This is a genomic window from Streptomyces sp. CA-111067, assembly GCF_050956065.1.
Taxonomy (GTDB): Bacteria; Actinomycetota; Actinomycetes; order Streptomycetales; family Streptomycetaceae; genus Actinacidiphila.
Window position 1 is genome coordinate 4,980,925 of record NZ_CP192103.1, and the last position, 17,964, is coordinate 4,998,888.

Annotated in this window: 19 protein-coding genes and 1 pseudogene; 14 read left to right on the top strand and 6 right to left on the bottom strand. The window is 66.5% G+C overall.

Annotated features, from left to right (window positions below; genetic code table 11):
* Nucleotides 1-80: 80 nt before the first annotated feature.
* On the top strand, nt 81-425 hold the full coding sequence (locus tag ACQPW6_RS21780) for a hypothetical protein (protein WP_433891346.1): 345 nt from the start codon (nt 81-83) through the stop codon (nt 423-425).
* Nucleotides 426-542: 117 nt separating this feature from the next.
* On the opposite strand, the pseudogene ACQPW6_RS21785 reads toward ACQPW6_RS21780, so the two are convergent.
* Nucleotides 543-847: pseudogene (locus ACQPW6_RS21785) on the bottom strand (aminotransferase class I/II-fold pyridoxal phosphate-dependent enzyme); the annotation flags it as partial.
* A gap of 176 nt (nt 848-1,023) precedes the next feature.
* On the opposite strand from ACQPW6_RS21785, the gene ACQPW6_RS21790 reads away from it, so the two are divergent.
* From ACQPW6_RS21790 to ACQPW6_RS21805, 4 genes are all read left to right on the top strand, one after another.
* Nucleotides 1,024-1,467, top strand: coding sequence for a DUF6416 domain-containing protein (locus tag ACQPW6_RS21790; RefSeq protein ID WP_433891347.1), 444 nt, complete (start codon nt 1,024-1,026; stop codon nt 1,465-1,467).
* 146 nt (nt 1,468-1,613) lie between these two features.
* Entirely contained in the window at nt 1,614-2,162 is a 549-nt protein-coding gene (locus tag ACQPW6_RS21795; RefSeq protein ID WP_433891348.1) for a Uma2 family endonuclease, read from the top strand.
* Nucleotides 2,163-2,604: 442 nt separating this feature from the next.
* Nucleotides 2,605-3,144, top strand: a complete 540-nt coding sequence (locus tag ACQPW6_RS21800; protein WP_433891349.1) for a hypothetical protein — start codon at nt 2,605-2,607, stop codon at nt 3,142-3,144.
* 371 nt (nt 3,145-3,515) lie between these two features.
* Nucleotides 3,516-4,637 (top strand): DNA gyrase subunit B, encoded by a 1,122-nt coding sequence (locus tag ACQPW6_RS21805; protein ID WP_433891350.1) that lies wholly within the window; start codon nt 3,516-3,518, stop codon nt 4,635-4,637.
* Between the two features lie 144 nt (nt 4,638-4,781).
* Here ACQPW6_RS21805 and ACQPW6_RS21810 read toward each other — a convergent pair whose 3' ends face one another.
* The 5 genes from ACQPW6_RS21810 to ACQPW6_RS21830 all read right to left on the bottom strand — a co-directional run bounded on the left by ACQPW6_RS21810 (nt 4,782) and on the right by ACQPW6_RS21830 (nt 8,399).
* A complete protein-coding gene (locus tag ACQPW6_RS21810; protein ID WP_433891351.1) occupies nt 4,782-5,288 on the bottom strand; it encodes a DUF6907 domain-containing protein in 507 nt (168 codons plus the stop codon).
* Nucleotides 5,285-5,968 carry a hypothetical protein gene (locus ACQPW6_RS21815; RefSeq protein ID WP_433891352.1) on the bottom strand — a complete coding sequence of 228 codons (684 nt, stop codon included), beginning with the start codon at nt 5,966-5,968 and terminating at the stop codon, nt 5,285-5,287. The genes ACQPW6_RS21810 and ACQPW6_RS21815 overlap by 4 nt, the downstream gene beginning before the upstream one ends.
* The gene (locus ACQPW6_RS21820) at nt 5,968-6,405 is read right to left on the bottom strand and encodes an ATP-binding protein (RefSeq protein WP_433891353.1); all 438 of its coding nucleotides are present in this window, start codon (nt 6,403-6,405) and stop codon (nt 5,968-5,970) included. Before ACQPW6_RS21820 ends, ACQPW6_RS21815 begins: the two co-directional genes overlap by 1 nt.
* A 186-nt stretch (nt 6,406-6,591) precedes the next feature.
* Nucleotides 6,592-7,137 (bottom strand): flavoprotein, encoded by a 546-nt coding sequence (locus ACQPW6_RS21825; RefSeq protein ID WP_433891354.1) that lies wholly within the window; start codon nt 7,135-7,137, stop codon nt 6,592-6,594.
* Entirely contained in the window at nt 7,134-8,399 is a 1,266-nt protein-coding gene (locus ACQPW6_RS21830) for a helix-turn-helix domain-containing protein (RefSeq protein WP_433891355.1), read from the bottom strand. Before ACQPW6_RS21830 ends, ACQPW6_RS21825 begins: the two co-directional genes overlap by 4 nt.
* Nucleotides 8,400-8,579: 180 nt before the next feature.
* On the opposite strand from ACQPW6_RS21830, the gene ACQPW6_RS21835 reads away from it, so the two are divergent.
* From ACQPW6_RS21835 to ACQPW6_RS21875, 9 genes are all read left to right on the top strand, one after another.
* Complete coding sequence (locus ACQPW6_RS21835) at nt 8,580-9,920, top strand: UDP-N-acetylglucosamine 1-carboxyvinyltransferase (protein WP_433891356.1); 1,341 nt, start codon at nt 8,580-8,582, stop codon at nt 9,918-9,920.
* Nucleotides 9,921-9,940: 20 nt separating this feature from the next.
* Nucleotides 9,941-11,122, top strand: a complete 1,182-nt coding sequence (locus ACQPW6_RS21840) for a metallophosphoesterase (RefSeq protein WP_433891357.1) — start codon at nt 9,941-9,943, stop codon at nt 11,120-11,122.
* Nucleotides 11,119-11,658 (top strand): dCTP deaminase, encoded by a 540-nt coding sequence (gene dcd, locus ACQPW6_RS21845; RefSeq protein WP_433891358.1) that lies wholly within the window; start codon nt 11,119-11,121, stop codon nt 11,656-11,658. Before ACQPW6_RS21840 ends, dcd begins: the two co-directional genes overlap by 4 nt.
* Nucleotides 11,655-12,191: a dCTP deaminase gene (locus ACQPW6_RS21850; protein WP_433891359.1), complete on the top strand. Its 537-nt coding sequence runs from the start codon at nt 11,655-11,657 to the stop codon at nt 12,189-12,191. Before dcd ends, ACQPW6_RS21850 begins: the two co-directional genes overlap by 4 nt.
* Nucleotides 12,188-13,282 (top strand): glycosyltransferase family 4 protein, encoded by a 1,095-nt coding sequence (locus ACQPW6_RS21855; RefSeq protein ID WP_433891360.1) that lies wholly within the window; start codon nt 12,188-12,190, stop codon nt 13,280-13,282. Before ACQPW6_RS21850 ends, ACQPW6_RS21855 begins: the two co-directional genes overlap by 4 nt.
* Before the next feature lie 82 nt (nt 13,283-13,364).
* Nucleotides 13,365-14,399, top strand: coding sequence for a serine hydrolase domain-containing protein (locus tag ACQPW6_RS21860; RefSeq protein WP_433891361.1), 1,035 nt, complete (start codon nt 13,365-13,367; stop codon nt 14,397-14,399).
* 173 nt (nt 14,400-14,572) lie between these two features.
* On the top strand, nt 14,573-15,910 hold the full coding sequence (locus ACQPW6_RS21865) for a hypothetical protein (protein WP_433891362.1): 1,338 nt from the start codon (nt 14,573-14,575) through the stop codon (nt 15,908-15,910).
* A gap of 268 nt (nt 15,911-16,178) precedes the next feature.
* A complete protein-coding gene (locus ACQPW6_RS21870; RefSeq protein ID WP_433891363.1) occupies nt 16,179-17,243 on the top strand; it encodes a DUF262 domain-containing protein in 1,065 nt (354 codons plus the stop codon).
* Between the two features lie 31 nt (nt 17,244-17,274).
* Complete coding sequence (locus tag ACQPW6_RS21875) at nt 17,275-17,910, top strand: MAE_28990/MAE_18760 family HEPN-like nuclease (RefSeq protein WP_433891364.1); 636 nt, start codon at nt 17,275-17,277, stop codon at nt 17,908-17,910.
* Nucleotides 17,911-17,964: the final 54 nt, after the last annotated feature.

Genomic DNA, 17,964 nt, shown 5'->3' on the forward strand with positions numbered 1-17,964 from the left:
CACACCGAGTGGGTGCGCCGGCGAACGAGAAGGCCCCATGGCCTCGCTCCGCTGTCAGTGGTGGTCGCCACCATGGAGGTATGACCAACCCGAACCTGGCCGCCGGCAGCATCTGGCGGCTCCACAAGGGCGACCAAGAGATCGCCCGGCTGACCGTGACCGGCGCCGACATGCCCTGGACTCACGCCGGGATCGAATCGCTTCCCGGTTTCGAGGAGTTCCGTCCCCTCTTCTCGGAGCAGGAGCGGGCCGCCGACGAGGAGGACTGGGAGCTGTTCGACGCCTGCTCCACCCGGATCTGCGCAGCCCTCACCATGACGTTCCCCGACGGCGGTCGGGTCGCCGAGTTCATGCTGCGCATCTACGACGACGGCACCGCGGGCTGGCGCTGGCACGACGAGCCCTTCGACCCGGTGTACTCCTGACCTCGCCGGCTCCGCCGTCCACAGCTGTGGACAATCTTCCGCGGGGACCGCTTGCCAAGTGGGAGCGGACGGGAAGCCCACCACAAACGGGTGCGGCGGCCGAACGCCCGCGAGCGGTTACCCGCGGAGTCGGGCGGCCGCTTCCTTGAGGATGTCCTGCTGTTTGCAGAAGGCGAAGCGGACTTGGGTGCGGCCCACGTGCCCCGGGGTTCGTACACGGTGAAGCCGGCGTCGCGCAGGCCCGCGGCCAGGAGGTCGCGCTTCGCCTGGAGGTCGTCGCGGAAGTGGGCGTAGTAGGTGTCGGGGAGGGTCAGGGCCTCGGCGATCGCGTACTGGAACGGGCCCGAGGCCACGTACGTCAGGAACTGCTTCGTCGTGCGGACGGCCGCCACCAGCTCGGGGGAGCTGGTCACCCAGGCCACTCCTCGTTCATGCACTCATTCGGGTGAGGGCTCGCTTGTCCGTTCTCTCAGTAGACAGTGTCTCTATCCATGGATACTGTCTACTGAGGGAGTAGATGGCGTACCGGGTGAGAGGTCGGGCCGTGGAAGACCGAGACCGGCAGTTCGTGTCCGTTCACGTGCCGCAGGAGTACGTCATGAAGGTGTACGCGTTCATCGCCGCACTGGACGGGCGCGCTGACCCCGGAGCGGTGAGCCCCCTGCCAGGAGGTACGAAGGGCGCTGATCCCGACGCGAAACGGCCGTATGTCGAGTGGGAGGTGGCAGACCTCCGTTCCTTGGCCGCCGCCAAGTTGCCATCGATCAGCCGGGTCACGGCGGTCCTCGACGTGTTGGCCGGGCGCCCCGGTACAAGATTCAGCACGACGGTCCTCGTCGACCGGCTCGGTATCGAGCGTGATCAGTTGCGCGGATCGCTGGCTGCTCTCACACGGCATATCCACGCGCACTACGGCCGCGGGAACTGGCCCATGACCTTTACCTGGGGTGGGGAGGTGGACGGCAAGCAGACCGCGGAGGCGTTCTACTCGGTGGATGAGACTGCCGCGGCACGCTGGCTTGAAGCACGGACCGCCCACTGACTCATGCGCTCACGCGAGCGGCGCCTGTCGGTACACGGCGGTCGGCTTCGTCTGCCTGGCGCGATCGATCGCGTTCCCGGCTCATCGGGTCCGGTGGTGCCGGGGCTGTCCGCCGTATTCTGACCACACACGGGAAGGAGCCGTCCATGAGCGTCGATGCGATCGTGCACACTGAGTTCCCCAAGGGGTACACGGTCCTGTTCGGGGCCGACGGAAAGGTGATCATGACCCCGCAGAGCGAAGAGCACTCCAGCACCATCAGGTCGATGCAGATCGACTCGGCTCTCGCTCTCGGCCGCCACGCGAAGGTCACCTCCGACGTCTACATCGATTTCCCCGCCGACGAGAACTCAGCTCCCGATCTGGCGATCATCCGCGAGGACGCTTATCGGGAAGGCACGCGCTACAGCTTCGAAGACGTCCTGCTGATCTCGGAAGTGGTCTCGACCTCCTCGGCCCGCAAGGACTACGACGACTGCACGGCGAAGTACGGCCGCTACGGCATTCCCGCCTACCTGGTGGTCGACCCGTACACCCAGGAAGTCGTCCTCCATACCCAGCCGACCGCCACCGGCTACATTGCTGCGCATACCCACAAGTACGGCACCGGCAAGCTCTCCATCCCCCTTGCCGACGGCCGCACCTTCACCCTGGACCTCGACGAACTCCCGCGCCCCGACACAGACGCCCACTGACGAAGGTCCATCCGACCCAGGACCGGCTCAGGAACCGCGGCCCGGCCGCGCATCCCAAGTATGTGAGGGTACTCCCCGACTGCCCTAGCAGCGCCGGATCCGCGACCGCCTCACCGCCACCGACCCGGCCCCGGCAATCGGCCCGCGCCGGCCCAACCCGTGGCACCAGGCCACTGCCGCCACCGAACGCATCCCCCACCACCTGGACCAGAACGACGACGCAGCCTCGCAGGCCCACATCGCCGCGGTTGCCGAAGCTCTGGACGCCCTGCCCTTCTACGCACCCGCGCAGATACTCCCCCAGCTCCGACAGGCCGCGGTCGACTTCGAGCGCGCCAGCCGCTCCCGCACCACCGCCGACCACCAGCACGCCCGCGCCCTCCGTAACGCCATCCGCACCATCGCCCGCCAACCCACCACCGGTGACGGCGCCACACTCGCGATGTTCCTCGACGCCACGATCCTCGCCGTAATCGCCGCCCGCCGTTGGTACGCCGCCCGCCACCACAACCAGCAAGTCGAAGCCACCCACCGCACCCTGGCCCACCTCCAAGCCGCCTACGACCAAGCTGCTGCAGCACCCCTGGCCACCCTTGCCCAGCGCACACCACCACCGCCGGTCACCGACCACCACGTTGAACGGGTACGCCAATCGATCCCGACCCACGCCCAGCAAATCGTGACCGACCCCGCCTGGCCCGCCCTGGCCACCGCCCTCACCGATGCAGAAACCGCAGGCCACGACCCTGCCCGTCTCCTCCGTCAGGCGGCCGACCAACGCGCCCTCACCGACGCCCGCTCACCAGCCCAGGTACTGGTCTGGCGCCTCCAACGTCTGTCAGCCCGCCCGGCCCCGAGCCCCCGGGCCCGCGCAGCCCAAGCCCGCAGCACCTTCAAGGTCGACCGAACACCACGCCCGGCCGAGCCGACCCGATCATCCAGCCCCGAACCGCCCGGACGCCCACCGCGCCATCACCGCTGAGTACGAGCCCTTGTCACCCGCGCATGCGGCACTGATCTGATGCTATGACTGCCATCCGTGCGGCTGCGGAGTGTAGATCGAGTGACAGTCCGTGCCAGGCGACGCTGAGAATTGGGGAGCTACGCGCCGCCGGAGTAGGGGTCGTGCGGGGCCTCGGCCAGGGCACCGCCGCGTTCGGACTGTTACCGGCGACTCCTGGTCCGGACGTATCCGGGCAGGCCCTCACGCGCCCGCCCCTGCCTTCTTCGAAACAGCCCTGACCTGCTGTTTTCCGCGATTTCACCTACGCTTGGCAGCTCTGCTGAACGCGGTCTGAGGGGGACTTCGTGAGTGAGGACGCCAAGAGGTACGACGCCTCCGCCATCACGGTGGTGCACGGCTGGGAGGCCATCCGGCGGCGGCCCGGGATGTACGTCGGTTCGACCAGCCAACGCGGCCTGCACCAGGCGGTGTTCGAGGTCGTGAGCCGGGCGGTGAACGAGGTTCTGGCCGGCCGGGCGAGTGTCGTCGAGGTCGTTCTGACGCCCGGCGGCGGCGTGAGTGTCGCCGATGACGGGCCGGGGGTTCCCGTTGAGGCCGCCGGGGACTCCGTCGGGCCGGGCCTGGAAGCCTTGCTGACCCGCATGGACGACTGGCGGGAACCCATCGGCCACAACGCCGCGCTTGTGGGCTTCGTGTCCATCGGCCCCTGCGTCACCAACGCCCTGTCGAGCCGCCTGACCGCCGAGGTGCGGCGCAAGGGAATCCGTTGGGTCCAGGAATACGCCCACGGCGTCGCGGTCGCCCCGCCCGCCGCCGTAGGACGGGCGACCGGAAGCGGGACCACCATCGCCTTCCGGCCCGACGCCGACATCTTCGAGACGGTGGAGTGCTCGTTCGACGTGCTGGCAGAGCGCTTCAGGGAACTGGCCTTCCTGAACCGAGACTTGGACGTCTCCCTGACCGACACGCGGCCTTCGGGTGAGCCTCGATCGGTGCAGTTCCGATTCCGGGGCGGAGTACGAGACTTCGTCGCCTCCCTCGACGCGACGGCCGGAACGTTCCTACATCCGGACGTCATCCACTTCGAGTGGGAGGATCCGCGGATGGCCGGGACGGCGGAAGTAGCCCTGCGGTGGTGCGACACCCGCGAAGAACGGGTCCGCGGCTTCGCCAACAGCCGGCCCACCCCCTACGACGGCACGCACCTGGCGGGCTTCCACGACGGGACGGCGGCTGCGATCAATGCCCACGCCCGGAAGTGCGAACTGCTTACCGCGGCCGACCCCGACCTCAGCCCAGACCAGATCGGCGAGGGCCTGACAGCGGTGGTGTCGGTGAAGCTGGACCATCCCGAGTTCGAGGGCGCCACGCGCAACGTGCTGGGCAACACCGCCGTACGCACCTACGTCGGAGAGGGTGTGCGGGAACACCTCGGCAGCTGGCTGGAAGAGCACCCCGAGCAGGCCGCGGACATCATCGGCCGCATCACCGGGACCGCCCGAAAGAGCTGAACGGCCGCGACCCACCCCGCCGGTCTCGCGAAAGGGCCCGGCGGGGCGATCGACGCGAAGGCAGCGGGCGACTTTGCTGGCCAGCCGCCCTGGGCCGCCTTTCGCTCGCCGGGCGCCTGAGGCGACTCCGCGGATTTGGACTGCTCAGGCGCCGTGGTGAGCGGCCCAGTCCCCGCGGGCCGCGACGAGCTGAGGAAGTACCTCGTGTTCCATGTGGTCGGCCTGGGCGCGGAGTTTGGCTGCGAGGTCGGCCAGGTCGTCGGGGTCGAGGCCGTTGATCCAGTAGTCGTCGACGATCGCGATATCGACGACAGGGATCCGCGGCTCCTGGTCCTCAGCGTAGGGGCGGCAGCCGATGGCGCCCCAGAGGACGCGTTCCTCGCGGAGGCCGTCGCCGTCGCGTTCCGGCGACCACACCGGAACGAGCGGCCCGTCGAACGCCGCCCGGTGGCTGACGTCGGCCAGCACGGCGTGCAGCCGCTCCAGCGGCACCCCGATCTCGGACGGGTCGTGGTCCGCCCAGGCCGGCAGATAGCCGGCGGCGGTGAAGCCGGCGGTCGTGGTGACGGTCCAGGTGGCGGCCGAGGACTCGGAGTCCGAGCTGTCCGCTGTGGCGGCGTGCTCGGGACGTGTGATCGATATCGTGCTCACGGCTGTAGTTCCTCCAGGTTGACGACGGTGAAGTCGCTGATGCGCATGATGAGTTGGCTGGCCAGCACCCAGGGGATGCGGGCGCTGTGGAACGGGACGTCGGCGGCGGTGACCGTGACCGGGGCCGGGTCAGCCGGCTGGTAGAGGATGCCGTTGACGCCGTAGGGGATTGCGGTCCGTACGCGCAGCGCCACCCACTCGGGGCGCAGGTGCGGGCAGGCGCGGACGGAGCGGTGGGCGCAGGGCAGGCAGACCGGCGGGTGGGTGGTGATCTCGCCCATCAGCAGCAGGCTGCGGGCATGGGCGTCGATCAGCCACAGCGTGCCCTCGGCGGTGCGGTCGGCCGGCCCACCGCAGATCTGGCACAACAGCCGCTCCATACACAGGCGTTGCCGCTGGCTGTGGACCTTCCCGTACTCCGGCCGCCCCATCCCCTGCCGCGAGACCGCCCGCACCCACAGCACCCCGTTGGCGTCCCGGTCGAACGCCCGCCGGTCCGCGTACGCGATCCCGGTCCACTGGCCGCCCCGTGCCACCACCGGCATCGGAAGGTTCCGCTCCCCGCTCCACCGCGCGATGAACGGCACCAGGTTCGTCTGCGACGTCAACTCCCGCGTGCCGATGCGAGAGCCGACCTCCGCCCGTCCGCTGCTCCGCGCGTGAGCCGATGAGCCGCCCATCACCGCGGTCCTTCGTCAGGCCGGCCGCCCGTGACAAGTGCCCAGACGGACTTACCGGCTTCGCCGCACTCACTCACACCCCAGCGGCCCTCCGTGATGTCGTCGACGAGAGGCAGTCCGCGCCCGGATTCCGCGGTCAACGAGTCCCTGCGCATCACCGGTCGGACCGTGCTGGCGTCGCGCACCTCGATGCGCACCCCTGCTTCGGCCGGCTGATAGCGGGTCTCGATCTGGTGCCCAGGCGGGAGACAAGCGTGCAGCAAGGCGTTGGTGAAGAGTTCGGACAGGACCACCTCGGCGGCATCCGTCAGCCGGCCCAACCCCCAGCCTTCGAGGTCCCTTCGTAGTTCCCGCCGAGCCGTGCGCACACATCGGGCGCGGCCCGGCCACCCCCTCACCACGGTCGGCGGTTCGTCGTCGCTTCCGGAATCCGTCATCAGGTCTCCTCCCTGAGCAACTGTTGATGCGTCTCAGGAAGACCAAAACGGTTCGGGTGCCTCGCGGGCCACGCCCGATGCACATGGAGCTTCCGCCCATGCAGGGCACGCATACGGCCGCACAGACAGTGGTGAACTCAGTCACGGAAGGCGGCGAAGAGGAGTGAGCAGACGAAGCTCGTGCCGTCAGCCCTTTTCGTGCAAGTCAGGCGCGAGCAGTTCCAGTGCCTCTTCCCACCGGAAACGGTCCGCGCCGCCGCCCGACTTCGGCAGGTGCGGCTCGTAGCCGCTGACCAGGACACCCATCGCGCGCAGCCGGTCCAGGCTCTCGCCGTAGGCCGGGTGCGCGGCCATCGCGCTGTTCACATACGGAAGCACCGCCGTGGGAACCCCCAGCCCGTACGCCTCGCACAGAATGCCCAGCGCCAGGGTGTCGGCGATCCCGGCCGCCCACTTGTTGACCGTGTTGAACGACGCCGGCGCCACCGCAATCGCATCAGCAGGAGGCAACGGCCGCACGTCACCGGGCCTGCGCCAAGCCGACCGCACCGGGAACCCCGTCTGCGCCTCGACCGCATCCTGGTCGATGAACCCCAGACCCATCGGGGTGGCGACCACGCCCACACCCCAACCCCGCGCGTGCGCAGCCGAGATCAGCGTCCCCACGTTCCCGGCCACCCCGGCCGCGCACACCACGACGTACAGGAACGGCCTCTTCGGCTCACCGCTCACGCGGGCACCCCCAGCTGACGCGCGAAGTGATGCAACTCCGGCAGCGTACGGCGCCGATCCCGCGCCGCCATGTCCGCCACCAGCTCCCGCACCGCCGGACGCCGTACGTCCTGGGCGGCGCAACCCTCCGCGATCCGCAACGCCTGGTAGCCGTCGGCCAGTCGGCCCTGCTGGCTGTACGCGCGGGCGACGTCCGTCCACAACGCGGCCCGGCGCTCCGGAACGGGAATGTGCCGGCGCATGAGCGGCCGTGCCGCGTCGAGCGCCAGGCCGGCGTCGCCGAGGACGACGGACGCGTTCACCGCGTGCAACTCAACGTTGATTGTGCCGAAGTTGGACCACCTGTCGGGAGCCCCATCCGGCACCAGGCCCGCAACCTCCCGGGCCTCGGCCAGGAAGCCCTGGACGGAGCTGCGGTCGCCTCCCAGAGCGGCAGCCGTCACCCCCCGAAGGAGAAGCATCCCGAGGACCGCCAGGTGGCGTGGCGACCGACGGTCGTACGACCCCGACATCTGGTCCACGGTGTGCCGGACCAAGCCGACAGCCTGGGCAGCGTGGCGCTCCCTGGCCAGCAGGTGGGCATGCAGGCGAACGCTGGAGGCGAGGACGACCGGGTCGCCGGACCGTTCGGCCTCCGCCATCGCCCGGCCGACGGCGAGCCACGCGTGCCCATGATCGCCGTGCTTGAGCAGAAGACTCGCCGAGGTCTGATACGCGGCTGCCAGAAGGCCGGTCGCCTCCGAGGAATCGGCGGCCACCCGTCGGAGGTCACCGATCAGCGAAGGCAGCTGAACCTCCAGGCGTCCGTAATCGCAGGCGGCGAAGAGCGCACGCAACCGAACCATTCTGTCGGCCAGTTGAGGCACGCTCTCCTCGCCGGTTCCCGCGGGGCAAGCAACACCGGGAAGGAGCGCCTGGACAAGCGTCCCGTACGTGACGGGAGCGGTGCTGGGTACGGCGAACGTGGCGACGCTTGCGGCAAGGAGTGTGCGGCGGTGCATGTCCTCTGGGGTCTCTCGATCTGTGCTGCGGACGGTGGGAGGCGGAGCAAGCCCCAGCGTGTGCAAAGGGATACGAAGTTCCGCGGCAACGGCACGAAGAACGCGTAAGTCCTCGGTGCCCTTGCCCTGTTCGAGCCGGCTGACCTTCGACTGGTGGTAGCCGAGCGCGGTCGCGACCTCCGTCTGGGAACGTCTCGCGAGCATCCGCGCATGCCGGAGAATCCCGCCGATCTTCTTTGCCTCGTCCTGGTCTGCGGCCATGCGCGCCGACTCCCTCCGCTGCCGTCGATCCTGCCCCGTGGACCACAGCCGGCAACAGGCCGCCTATCCGTCATGCGCAGTCTGCATAGGCCATGCCGCACCAGCGGCTCGGCTGGAACGTCCCGTTCGGTCGACGGTTTCGTGGTGATCCGTACCCGTCGCCGTCGAGGAGGGACACGCATGGAAGAGTCGTACGCCAACACCAGAAGCGCCGAACGGGCAACGGCCGCCGAGGTCATCGCCATTCGGCCCGGGCTGCCGCTCAACGGCACAGTGCGCGTGGACGGTTCGAAGAACGCGGCCTTGCCGCTGCTGGCCGCGGCGGCGGTGCTCGGCACGCCGGTGCGGCTGAGCAACCTTCCTGGCAGCCGCGACGTGCACGTCATGATCGCGCTCTTACGCGCTGCCGGGCTCGACGTGACCTGGCTTCTCGGCAGCGCCGACTCCGCATTGATCACGCCGGGCGGTTCTCGGGGTCCGGCGTCCGAACTCCTCGCCGCAGCAAGCGGCATCCGCGCTTCCTACTACCTGGTCCCGGTACTCGTCGCGCTCCACGGCCGAGCCCGCCTGCCGTGGCCCGGCGGCTGCCGCATCGGCGACCGGGGCATGGAACAGCACTTCCGGGTGTACGAGGCGTTCGGCGACCGCTGCACGAGCCACCGGCAGGGCTACGCCGTCACGATGGCGCGTTCGTCTCAAGGACTCGTGTCCCTTGCCCTGCCGTTTCGCTCCCGGGGAGCGACGATTGCCGCGATCCTGCGTGCTGTCGCCTCCGAGCAGGAACTGCGGCTGGCCACGCCGAACCTCTCGCCCGAAGTGCTCAGCGTTCTTGGTGCGTTGGGGACGGTCGGCTGGAGTTTCGACACCCGCCGCGATCTCCTCACGCTGGTCCCGCCGCGCCACCCGGCGGAGGACGCGAGCAGTTGGTCCGTGCCGGGCGACAAGATCGAGGCCGGAACCCTCGCCTGTGCGGTCGCCGCCACCGGCGGCACCGCCCGCATCGAAGGCATCCGGAGCCGTGACGCCAGCCCCGCACTGGTGCAACTGCGTCGGGCGGGCGTCACGATCACCGATGAGCAGGACGCCATCGTCGTCGACGCTCAGGAAATCCGTCCCACCGACCGCCCGATGCGCGCCTCAGCTTCCCTCTCTCCCGACGGACTCGACGCCGACTTCGAGCCCTCTCTGCTCGCTCTGGCTCTCGGCGTTCCCGGCGCCCACGCTTTCGCGGACACGATCAACCCAGGCCGGCACGCGAACCTGATCCCACAACTTCGCAGCATGGGCGCGGACATCGAGGAGATCTCGCCTACGCAGTGCAGGTTCGCCGGCCCGCAACGGCTGTCGGGTGCAGGCGTGGAGACCACCGACATCCGCACCGGGGCGGCGCTTCTCATCGCGGGACTGACCGCCGACGGCATCACCACCCTCGGCGGCCTCGAACAACTCCGCCGAGGCCACGCCGACTTACCGGGCAAACTCCGCTCGCTGGGGGCCGACATCTGCGAGGTCACCCCGTGAGACGGCAACTCGCGCGCATCATGGCCACCACCGACTTCCACTCCAACTTCGATGACGCCACGCCGTTGCTGGCCCACCTGTCGGCCACCCGCCCGGACACCCTGATTGTGGACAGCGGCGACTTCTTCGAGGGCACCGGCTACTACCGCATCGGCCGCGGCTACCTCGAACGAGCCACGCTGCTCGCGCTGTACGACGTGATCGCCCCCGGCAACCATGGCTGGCAGCACTACTTCGAACCTGACCTGCACCGCATCACCGTCTGCGCCAACGCGTACGGCGCCGACGGTCGCCGGCTGTTCCGGCCGGTGGACATACGCCGCATCGGCGGTCGAACGGTCGGCGTGACGGGCGTGCTCGGCCACCAGGCGTTCAACGCCATTCCGTACGCCGAGCGTGCCGGCCAGCACGTGACCAATCCGGCCCACGCGTTGCGTGAACTGAGGCTCGCGCACGAAGAGGTGGAGTCCTGGGCAGTGCTCAGCCACTCGGGCTTCGAGGAAGACCTACTCCTCGCTGACGCGTGCCCCTTCCTCGACCTCGTCTTCGCCGGCCACTGCCACGGCGACCAGTACGGTCCCGTGCAGGTGGGCGGCGTGAACGTCCTCAAGGGATACGAACTGGGCGCGGGCTTCGCGTACGCCGAGCCGTCGGAATGCGGCTGGACAGCGCGGGTCTCGCGGTTCGACCTGATCGCGTCGTCCCCGCCACCGGACGGGTTGGAAGACGTTCGCGCTCAGATAAGTTCCATCGCGCGCGAACTCGCCGCGGGGCTTGGCATAGTGGCGGCGCCGTACCGGCGTACCACCCTGAACCGCCGATCGTTGCTGACGGACATCATCGCCCGCATCGGTGCGGAGCGCGCCGTGGACGCCGTCCTTCTCAACGAGACGGCGCTGCGGGCCGTCCAGCTCAACGACGTGCTCACTTACGGCGACCTCCTCGCCGTCGAGCCGTTCGGCAACCAACTCGTGCGCACGACCCTCCCGGAGAGGTTCCGGAGCGACCCGGCTTCGCTGATGGCCCGCCTCACCGAGCACGCGGGCCCGATGGCGTCGGCCCCGGACCCGCTCCCGCGGCGCTTGCACACCGTACTGACCACCGGCTACCTCGCCGACGCCATCGGCGTACCTGCGGACGCAACCGGTCCACCGCTCGCGCAGCTCGTACGACAGGCCCTCACCCAAGGAGTTGGCCGATGATCCTCACCGGCCCCGAAATCACCGCGGCGGCGAGCGACGGCCGCTTACGGATCACCCCGTTCGACCAGACCCAGGTCAACCCGAACAGCTACAACGTCCGCCTCGGCCGGAGCCTGCTCGTCTACACCGGCGACGTGTTGGACCCCCACCGCCCCAACCTCACCCGGCACGTGGAAATCGGCGCCGAGGGACAGGTGCTGGAACCCGGCCAGCTCTATCTCGGTCACACCGTCGAGCACGTCGGCTCCGACGTCTTCGTCCCGCTGCTCTTCGGGCGCTCGTCCGTCGGACGCCTCGGACTCTTCGTGGAGATCACCGCTCCGATCGGCGACATCGGCTTCCACGGGCAGTGGACGCTGATGCTCTCCTCGATCCGCCCGCTGCGGGTCTACGCCGGCATGAAGATCGGGCAGATCATGTTCTTCGTGGCCGTCGGCCCGATCACGCCCTATGCAGGCAAGTACCAGGCGTCGGAGGGTCCCAGGCCCTCCGCCTTCTGGCGTGACGAGCGGCCGGCACCGGTGGTCGTCTCGTGATCCTCACCGGCCCCGCCATAGCCGCCGCTCGCGCCACTGGCGAGATAGCCATCGAACCGTACGACCCCCGACGGCTCTCCCCGAACGCCTACGACTGGCGACTCGGCGAGACCCTACACATCTGCGACGACGCACTCGATTCGGCTCAGCCCACCCTCGCCCGAGAACTGAACATCCCGCCATCGGGGTTCGTGCTGCACCCGGGTGTGCTGTACCTCGGCAGCACATACGAGAGAACGAGCTCGGAGCGGTACGCGCAGTTCCTCAACGGCTCGCGCACGATCGGCGCCCTCGGCATCTGGGTCCACGTTTCCGCCCCGCTGGGACACCAAGGCCACGCTATCCGCTGGACGTTGGAGATCCGCGCGGCCAGGCCCGTGCGCGTCTATCCACGGATGACCTTCGGCAAGCTCGCGTTCCTCCACACCCTCGGCGCCCCGGCGAGCTACCAGGAGCACGGCCTGAAGTACGTCACCAGCCGAGGCGCCGAGACCTCCCGACTGTACGAGGAACTGCCCGGCGGCCGACCGTGAACCCGTCAGTCGCCACCGCGCTCGACCTGCCCTACCCAAGCCCCGGCGGAAGCGTCGAACTCTTCCTCGACCTCTACACCGGCGACCGGCCGCTGATCCCGGCTTCCGCGTTCATGCTCGCCAATCGACCCGAGCAGACGTCGCTCCCGAGAGGGCTGAGTGTCCTCACCGTCCCCGGCAAATGCGTCGAAGGCCCCGGCCTCCGCGCTTACCTCAAGGCTCTGCGCCAGGCACTCGCTGGGGCCATCGACCCGACCGCCATCAGCACGCTCCACCTGCACCACCTCGCCTTCGGTGCCTCACCGGCTCTGCTCGCAGCACTACCGACCGCCCGCAGCATCGCCCTGATCCACGGCACCGACTTGCTGTACGCCGAGAGGTACGCCGACCAGCTCGCCGTCCTCCAGCACTGCGCCGGCGCCGCCGACGCGATCGTGGTGCCGACCAACGCGATGGCCGACCGACTGCTCACGCTCGCCCCGGAAGCCCGCAAGAAGATCGAATTCATCCCCTGGGGCATCCCGGACCACCTGCTCAACTCCCCGCGGGCGCAGCAGAGTCCACGCCGCACGGACCATCTGCGCTTGCTGTACGCGGGCCGCCTGACCGCGGAGAAGGGCATCGAACTACTGCTGCGGGCGCTCGCCTACGCCCCGGCCGTCGAGCTGAGCGTGGCGGCCCCACCGGCTCAGTTCCAGGCCCTGGCGCCGCTCCTCCACCAACTCGGCCTGCACGTTCACTACCTCGGCTGGCTCCGCCGTCCACAGTTGTGGAAAACCTTCCGTGACCACGACGTGCTCGTCATGCCGTCGACCACTCTGGAGGCCATGGGCCTGGTGGCCCTCGAAGCGCAAGCCTGCGGGCTTCCCGTCCTCTACCAGCCCGTCCCGGGCCTCAACGAGTCCGTGGGAACGAGCGGCCTGGCGACCGACTTCACCAGCCCTGCCACTCTCGCCCGCGACCTGGAACGGCTCCGCACGGTACCGGGACTACTCGACGCCCTCCGCGAGGCAGGCCGCGCCAACGCCGCCCGCTACCCGCTCAGCGCCACCGCAGCAGCGCTCACCGCTCTCGGCAACCAACTCAACTGATGACCGCCGTGGCACCCGAACCCTCCTCGCCGGTCTTACTACGCTGGCCGGAGGGCAACTGCCGGGACTCGACGGGGAGACCATGACGCTCGACACCGACCGCATCCACCAGTTCCTGGACGACGGCGTACGCGACAAGGTCTACCCCGGCGCAGTCTGGGCCACCGGCGACGCCAACGGCACCACGGCCAGCGGAGCGGTCGGCCTCCTCGACCCCGACGAGCCCGACCACCCGATGCGACTCGACACCATCTTCGACATCGCCAGCCTCACCAAGATCCTGGCGGTCTGGTCCACGATCGGCACCCTCGTCGAAGCGGGCAAGCTCCAACTCGAAGCCCCCCTCGGCACGTTCTGGCCCGAGACCGAAGGCCACCCGCTCGCCGACGTCACCGCCCAGCAGCTCCTGACCCACACCGCCGGCCTCCCGCTCCGCGCCAACCTGCGCAACCTCTACGGCACGGACCCCCAGGACATCCGCGACGGCGTCCTCCGCGAAGCCCTGCACCGCCCACCCGGCGAGGCCGTCGAATACACCGACCGAGCCGCCCTCATCCTCGGCTACCTGGCCGAACACCTCGCGGGTGAGCCCCTCGACCAGCTCGCCACAACCCACGTCTGGCAGCCCCTCGGTATGACGGAAACCAGCTTCGGCCCGCTGAGCCCGGAAAAGGTGACCCGCAGCGCCCCCACCGAGCTGGACGACGAAACCGGCCGCCACCTCAAAGGCACCGCCCACGATTTCTCCGCCCGCCTCCTCGGCGGCGTCTGCGGCATCGCCGGCGCCTTCACCACAGCCGCCGACCTCGCCACCTTCGCCCGCCACATGCTCACGCCCACCGAGTCCGCCTTCGGCGCCGGCTGGGTGCAGGAATCCCTCCGGGTCCACACCGGCAGCCTCACCCCACCCCGCGGCTTCTTCTGGCACCCCGCCCCCGGCACCGACCCAGAAGCAGATGACGTGTGGGTCCACTACGGCTTCACCGGCACGGCCCTATGGATCTCCCCGTCCCGTCAGAGGTGGGCCGTCCTGCTCTCGAACAAGCTCTACTACACCCGCGACCGCGCCCCCCTCTCCGACATCCGCGACCCCTTCCGGACACTGACGTTCGAGTGAGCCAAGACGATGGACACGTTGTTGGAAAGGGCGGTTCGCCGACGCCACGGATACTCACGAGCGACACGACATAAGTGTCTCTGGGCATGGTCATCAGGATCGCAATGACCAAGGCAGCGTTGTAGAGTTGAGGCTCGCGTCTGGAGCGCATCTCGCATGTTCGGAGGGCCAAGATGGTGATCGTTTCGCCGTGGGGCTCAGCTGCGAAGCCCCTCAAAGGCATCTATGCCTTCAATGCCCCAGGGGAGGCAATCGTACTCCACGATGGCCCTATATGCGGAGCCACCGAGGATGAGGCAGTCGGCTGTGTGACGCTTCGTTGCTCGCCGAAACCGGGAATCGAATGGTACTTGGATCCCTCTCCGGGGATTTTCCCCGGACTTCGTGATTCGCTCACGTTGGAGTTGCGCCGCCCTTACGGAAATGTGACCATCCCAGTCAAGGTCCGAGGCCCGTTCGATGGCTGGATGAATGGGACGGCTCTCGGCGATCCGGCGGCGCCGTTGCAACGGATCATCGCCCACTGGTTCAACATTCCGCGCTTCCCAGGGCAGCAAAATCTGGCCGAGCATACAGGTCAAGGTGACCGAATGTGGTCGGACGGCCGATGGGTCCATGAAGTGGACGGATGGACGATCACCATCGACGTGCGCCCCGACCACAGAGACGTCTGGGAAGATCTTCACAAGTCCGATGTCTACGTGATGACGCATATCATGGAGATCTCCCGGGAAAACGGCGCTACCTTCACTGCCGACGAGGCAGCGCCAGTTCTGGCCGCCTTGCACTGTGGCTTCTCTTTTGGGCTCGGCCGCTGGGTTGCGCCCTTTCTTCCCGTAGGGCTCGACGCTGACAACAATGTCGTATGGGAGGAGTGGGGACCAAACCATTGTGCCCCTGCCCGCAAGAGTAGCAACGGATGGTGGAACGCGCTGGATAGCCAATCGCTATCGATGTTGCTCGATAAATTGGTCCCGGCCTTCGCTGACTCCGTTAAGGCCGAGCCGATCCGGCTCCAAATTAACTACGCGATAACAGCCACCAACGACGTGGGGTTCGTGGAGCAACGAGTAATGATCGGGGCTGCTGGCCTGGAACACGTGATGTGGGAGCGCCTCGTGCTGAGCGGACGTTTGACCCGGTCGCAGTACAACGGGCGTCCAGCGCATTCACTTCTGCGAGAGGTCTTAACAGACGTCAGAATTCCGCTGTCAATCGACGACAAGCAACTTCCCGCCCTATCACAGCTTGTCGAATACAGGCGCCGGGAGACCGGAGCGCAGATGGATGGCCCGGATGTGTCAACGTGGGTTCGCAATAAGCTAGTACACCCTAGTGGTTCGCAGGATGTCGTTTACCGTATTCCAGGAGTTGTTACAGAGACCTGGCTGCTGACACGCCACTACCTGACTCTGCTGATCCTGGAATCCCTCGGTTACCGTGGTCCCTACGCCCACCTCGCGAAGCTGGACCGTTGGGTCGGCGAGGTCGAGAACGTGCCATGGGCCTAACGGAACTGTCGCAACCCCGCCCATCGTGGCGAGGAGGAGAGCCTGGACACCATGGATCTGGCGGAGGACTGCGTCGTTCTATGCAGCGACCCGAGCTGAGTTCGGACGGCACCCAGCCTGATGACCTACAAGCGCACGTGGTCAGCGCTTTCCCAGGGCGGTACCGATCACCACTCTGGCGTCTCCGACGGACTTCGCACATTTTCGGCATGAAGGTGATAGATCTAGGTACAGTGTTTTTCTTCGCCACGCGCCCCCAGGAGAACCGATGGCTCTACAACTTACTGCTAATGAACAACGTGATGAGCTGAGTGCTCAGCGACGGCAGGTAGATTTTGATACCTACGACGTAACAGTAGATGAACTTCTCCGACGAGTTCAGAGGAAACGCATCGATATCGCCCCCGTCTACCAACGGCAGTTTCGCTGGGATACGGAACGGCAATCTACGCTGATCGAGTCAGTTCTTCTTGGAATCCCAATTCCCCCGCTTTTCATGGCGACTAACATTGATGCGAATAAGCAAAACCGCTGGGAAGTTGTCGATGGACTACAGCGTTTGCTCACTCTCGTGAATTTTGCAGGGGACCAGAAGACAAGGACTTCCGCCAAGCTGACGACAGATAGGTTGACTCTCTCAAAGCTCGAAAAACTTGAGTCCTTCAATAGGTGCACCTTCGAGTCTCTTCCGGAAGATATTCGTTCGGCGTTCGAGGATCGGCCTCTAAAGATCATTATCCTCAACGACAAGAGTCAGCTTCAGGTTCGATTCGACCTGTTTGAACGATTGAATACAGGTGGTATCGCACTTACTCAGCAGGAAATTCGCGAGTGTGTCTACCGGGGGGACTTCGTGGATCTTCTTGGAGAGCTGGCAGATTCCGATGACTTCAAGAGAGTCGTAATCCTACCCGAAGCCAGGACAAAGGACGGCACACCCAAGGATTTTGTGCTGAGATATTTTGCGTACTCTGAAGCGTATGCAGATTTTGAGCACATCGTGAAAGATTTCCTCAAGGCTTTCATGGAGGATGCATTCGAAAATCCAAGAACAGAGGAGAGGAAGGAAAAGTTCCACCGAACCTTCAGGTATCTATCTGCATGTTTCCCGGAAGGAATCAAGACGCGTAAAGGGCAGACGCCAGTCAATCTCTATGAGGCGCTGTCGGCCGGCGCCGCATTGGCGCTTTCTCAGGAACCCGATCTACAGCCGCCGAGCGATCTAGAGTGGGTCGAATCGCCAGAGTTGAAGCATCTAGTAACGGGTGCCACGAACAGTCGCCCCCGTGTGAGGGATCGGATCGAGTTTTGTCGGGACAAGTTCATTGGCTAGGGCATTCGACTGCAGTCCGCAGCGATCCGAGATGCAGAGAAGACTCAAGGTTGTCACGACCATTCTTGACGCAACGCACGATTACGTTCCTTCGGCGACTTTGGACATTTCGAGAGAAGCGCGAGGGATGGGAATCGTTCTTGTCTATGCGGCCTACGAAAACATGCTCTATTCTCTCTGCAGGGCAGTGCTTGAACATGTAGTGAATCTTCGTGTCTCCAATAAGCGTTTAATGCCTGGACTGCAGATTTTCGCCGTTCATCCTAAATTGAAATCACTAACCAACTCTTCGCCGGCCAAGATTTGGAGCGGGTCAGGAAGCGACGTAGTAGACGCTATAACGTCGTCATCGTGTACCATTTCCAGTGATCTATTTCCAGATGACGGTTCCCACATGAGAAGATCGCAGGTGACAACCTTCTGCAATGTATTTAATTTCGGAAATCCTGCCCCTATCCTTCGCGAGGCGTGGCAGCGGATTGACTCCATTGTCAACGAAAGAAATGCTGTAGCCCACGGAAGGATGACACCCGAGGAAGTAGGAAGAAACTACTCGATCGGGGAGATGCGTGATTTTCTCCAAATTTGGGAGATCCGGTGGAATGAATTTTTGGATTGGGTGGAATCGAAGGCATCGTCGCGAGATACATTTCGAGTGCGCAGATAGTCTATTACGCACAGTCCTCCCGGGCGCTGGTCGCAGAATGAAGGCGTCTCAGTC

Excerpts from the sequence above, each read along its gene's own strand:
- ACQPW6_RS21800 (WP_433891349.1), top strand. The coding sequence starts at position 2,605 with ATGTTCCTCGACGCCACGATCCTCGCCGTAATCGCCGCCCGCCGTTGG.
- ACQPW6_RS21840 (WP_433891357.1), top strand. The coding sequence starts at position 9,941 with ATGGCCACCACCGACTTCCACTCCAACTTCGATGACGCCACGCCGTTG.
- ACQPW6_RS21870 (WP_433891363.1), top strand. The coding sequence starts at position 16,179 with ATGGCTCTACAACTTACTGCTAATGAACAACGTGATGAGCTGAGTGCT.
- ACQPW6_RS21820 (WP_433891353.1), bottom strand. The coding sequence starts at position 6,405 with ATGACGGATTCCGGAAGCGACGACGAACCGCCGACCGTGGTGAGGGGG.
- ACQPW6_RS21780 (WP_433891346.1), top strand. The coding sequence starts at position 81 with ATGACCAACCCGAACCTGGCCGCCGGCAGCATCTGGCGGCTCCACAAG.
- dcd (WP_433891358.1), top strand. The coding sequence starts at position 11,119 with ATGATCCTCACCGGCCCCGAAATCACCGCGGCGGCGAGCGACGGCCGC.
- ACQPW6_RS21795 (WP_433891348.1), top strand. The coding sequence starts at position 1,614 with ATGAGCGTCGATGCGATCGTGCACACTGAGTTCCCCAAGGGGTACACG.
- ACQPW6_RS21835 (WP_433891356.1), top strand. The coding sequence starts at position 8,580 with ATGGAAGAGTCGTACGCCAACACCAGAAGCGCCGAACGGGCAACGGCC.
- ACQPW6_RS21790 (WP_433891347.1), top strand. The coding sequence starts at position 1,024 with ATGAAGGTGTACGCGTTCATCGCCGCACTGGACGGGCGCGCTGACCCC.
- ACQPW6_RS21815 (WP_433891352.1), bottom strand. The coding sequence starts at position 5,968 with ATGGGCGGCTCATCGGCTCACGCGCGGAGCAGCGGACGGGCGGAGGTC.
- ACQPW6_RS21860 (WP_433891361.1), top strand. The coding sequence starts at position 13,365 with ATGACGCTCGACACCGACCGCATCCACCAGTTCCTGGACGACGGCGTA.
- ACQPW6_RS21830 (WP_433891355.1), bottom strand. The coding sequence starts at position 8,399 with ATGGCCGCAGACCAGGACGAGGCAAAGAAGATCGGCGGGATTCTCCGG.
- ACQPW6_RS21875 (WP_433891364.1), top strand. The coding sequence starts at position 17,275 with ATGCAGAGAAGACTCAAGGTTGTCACGACCATTCTTGACGCAACGCAC.
- ACQPW6_RS21865 (WP_433891362.1), top strand. The coding sequence starts at position 14,573 with ATGGTGATCGTTTCGCCGTGGGGCTCAGCTGCGAAGCCCCTCAAAGGC.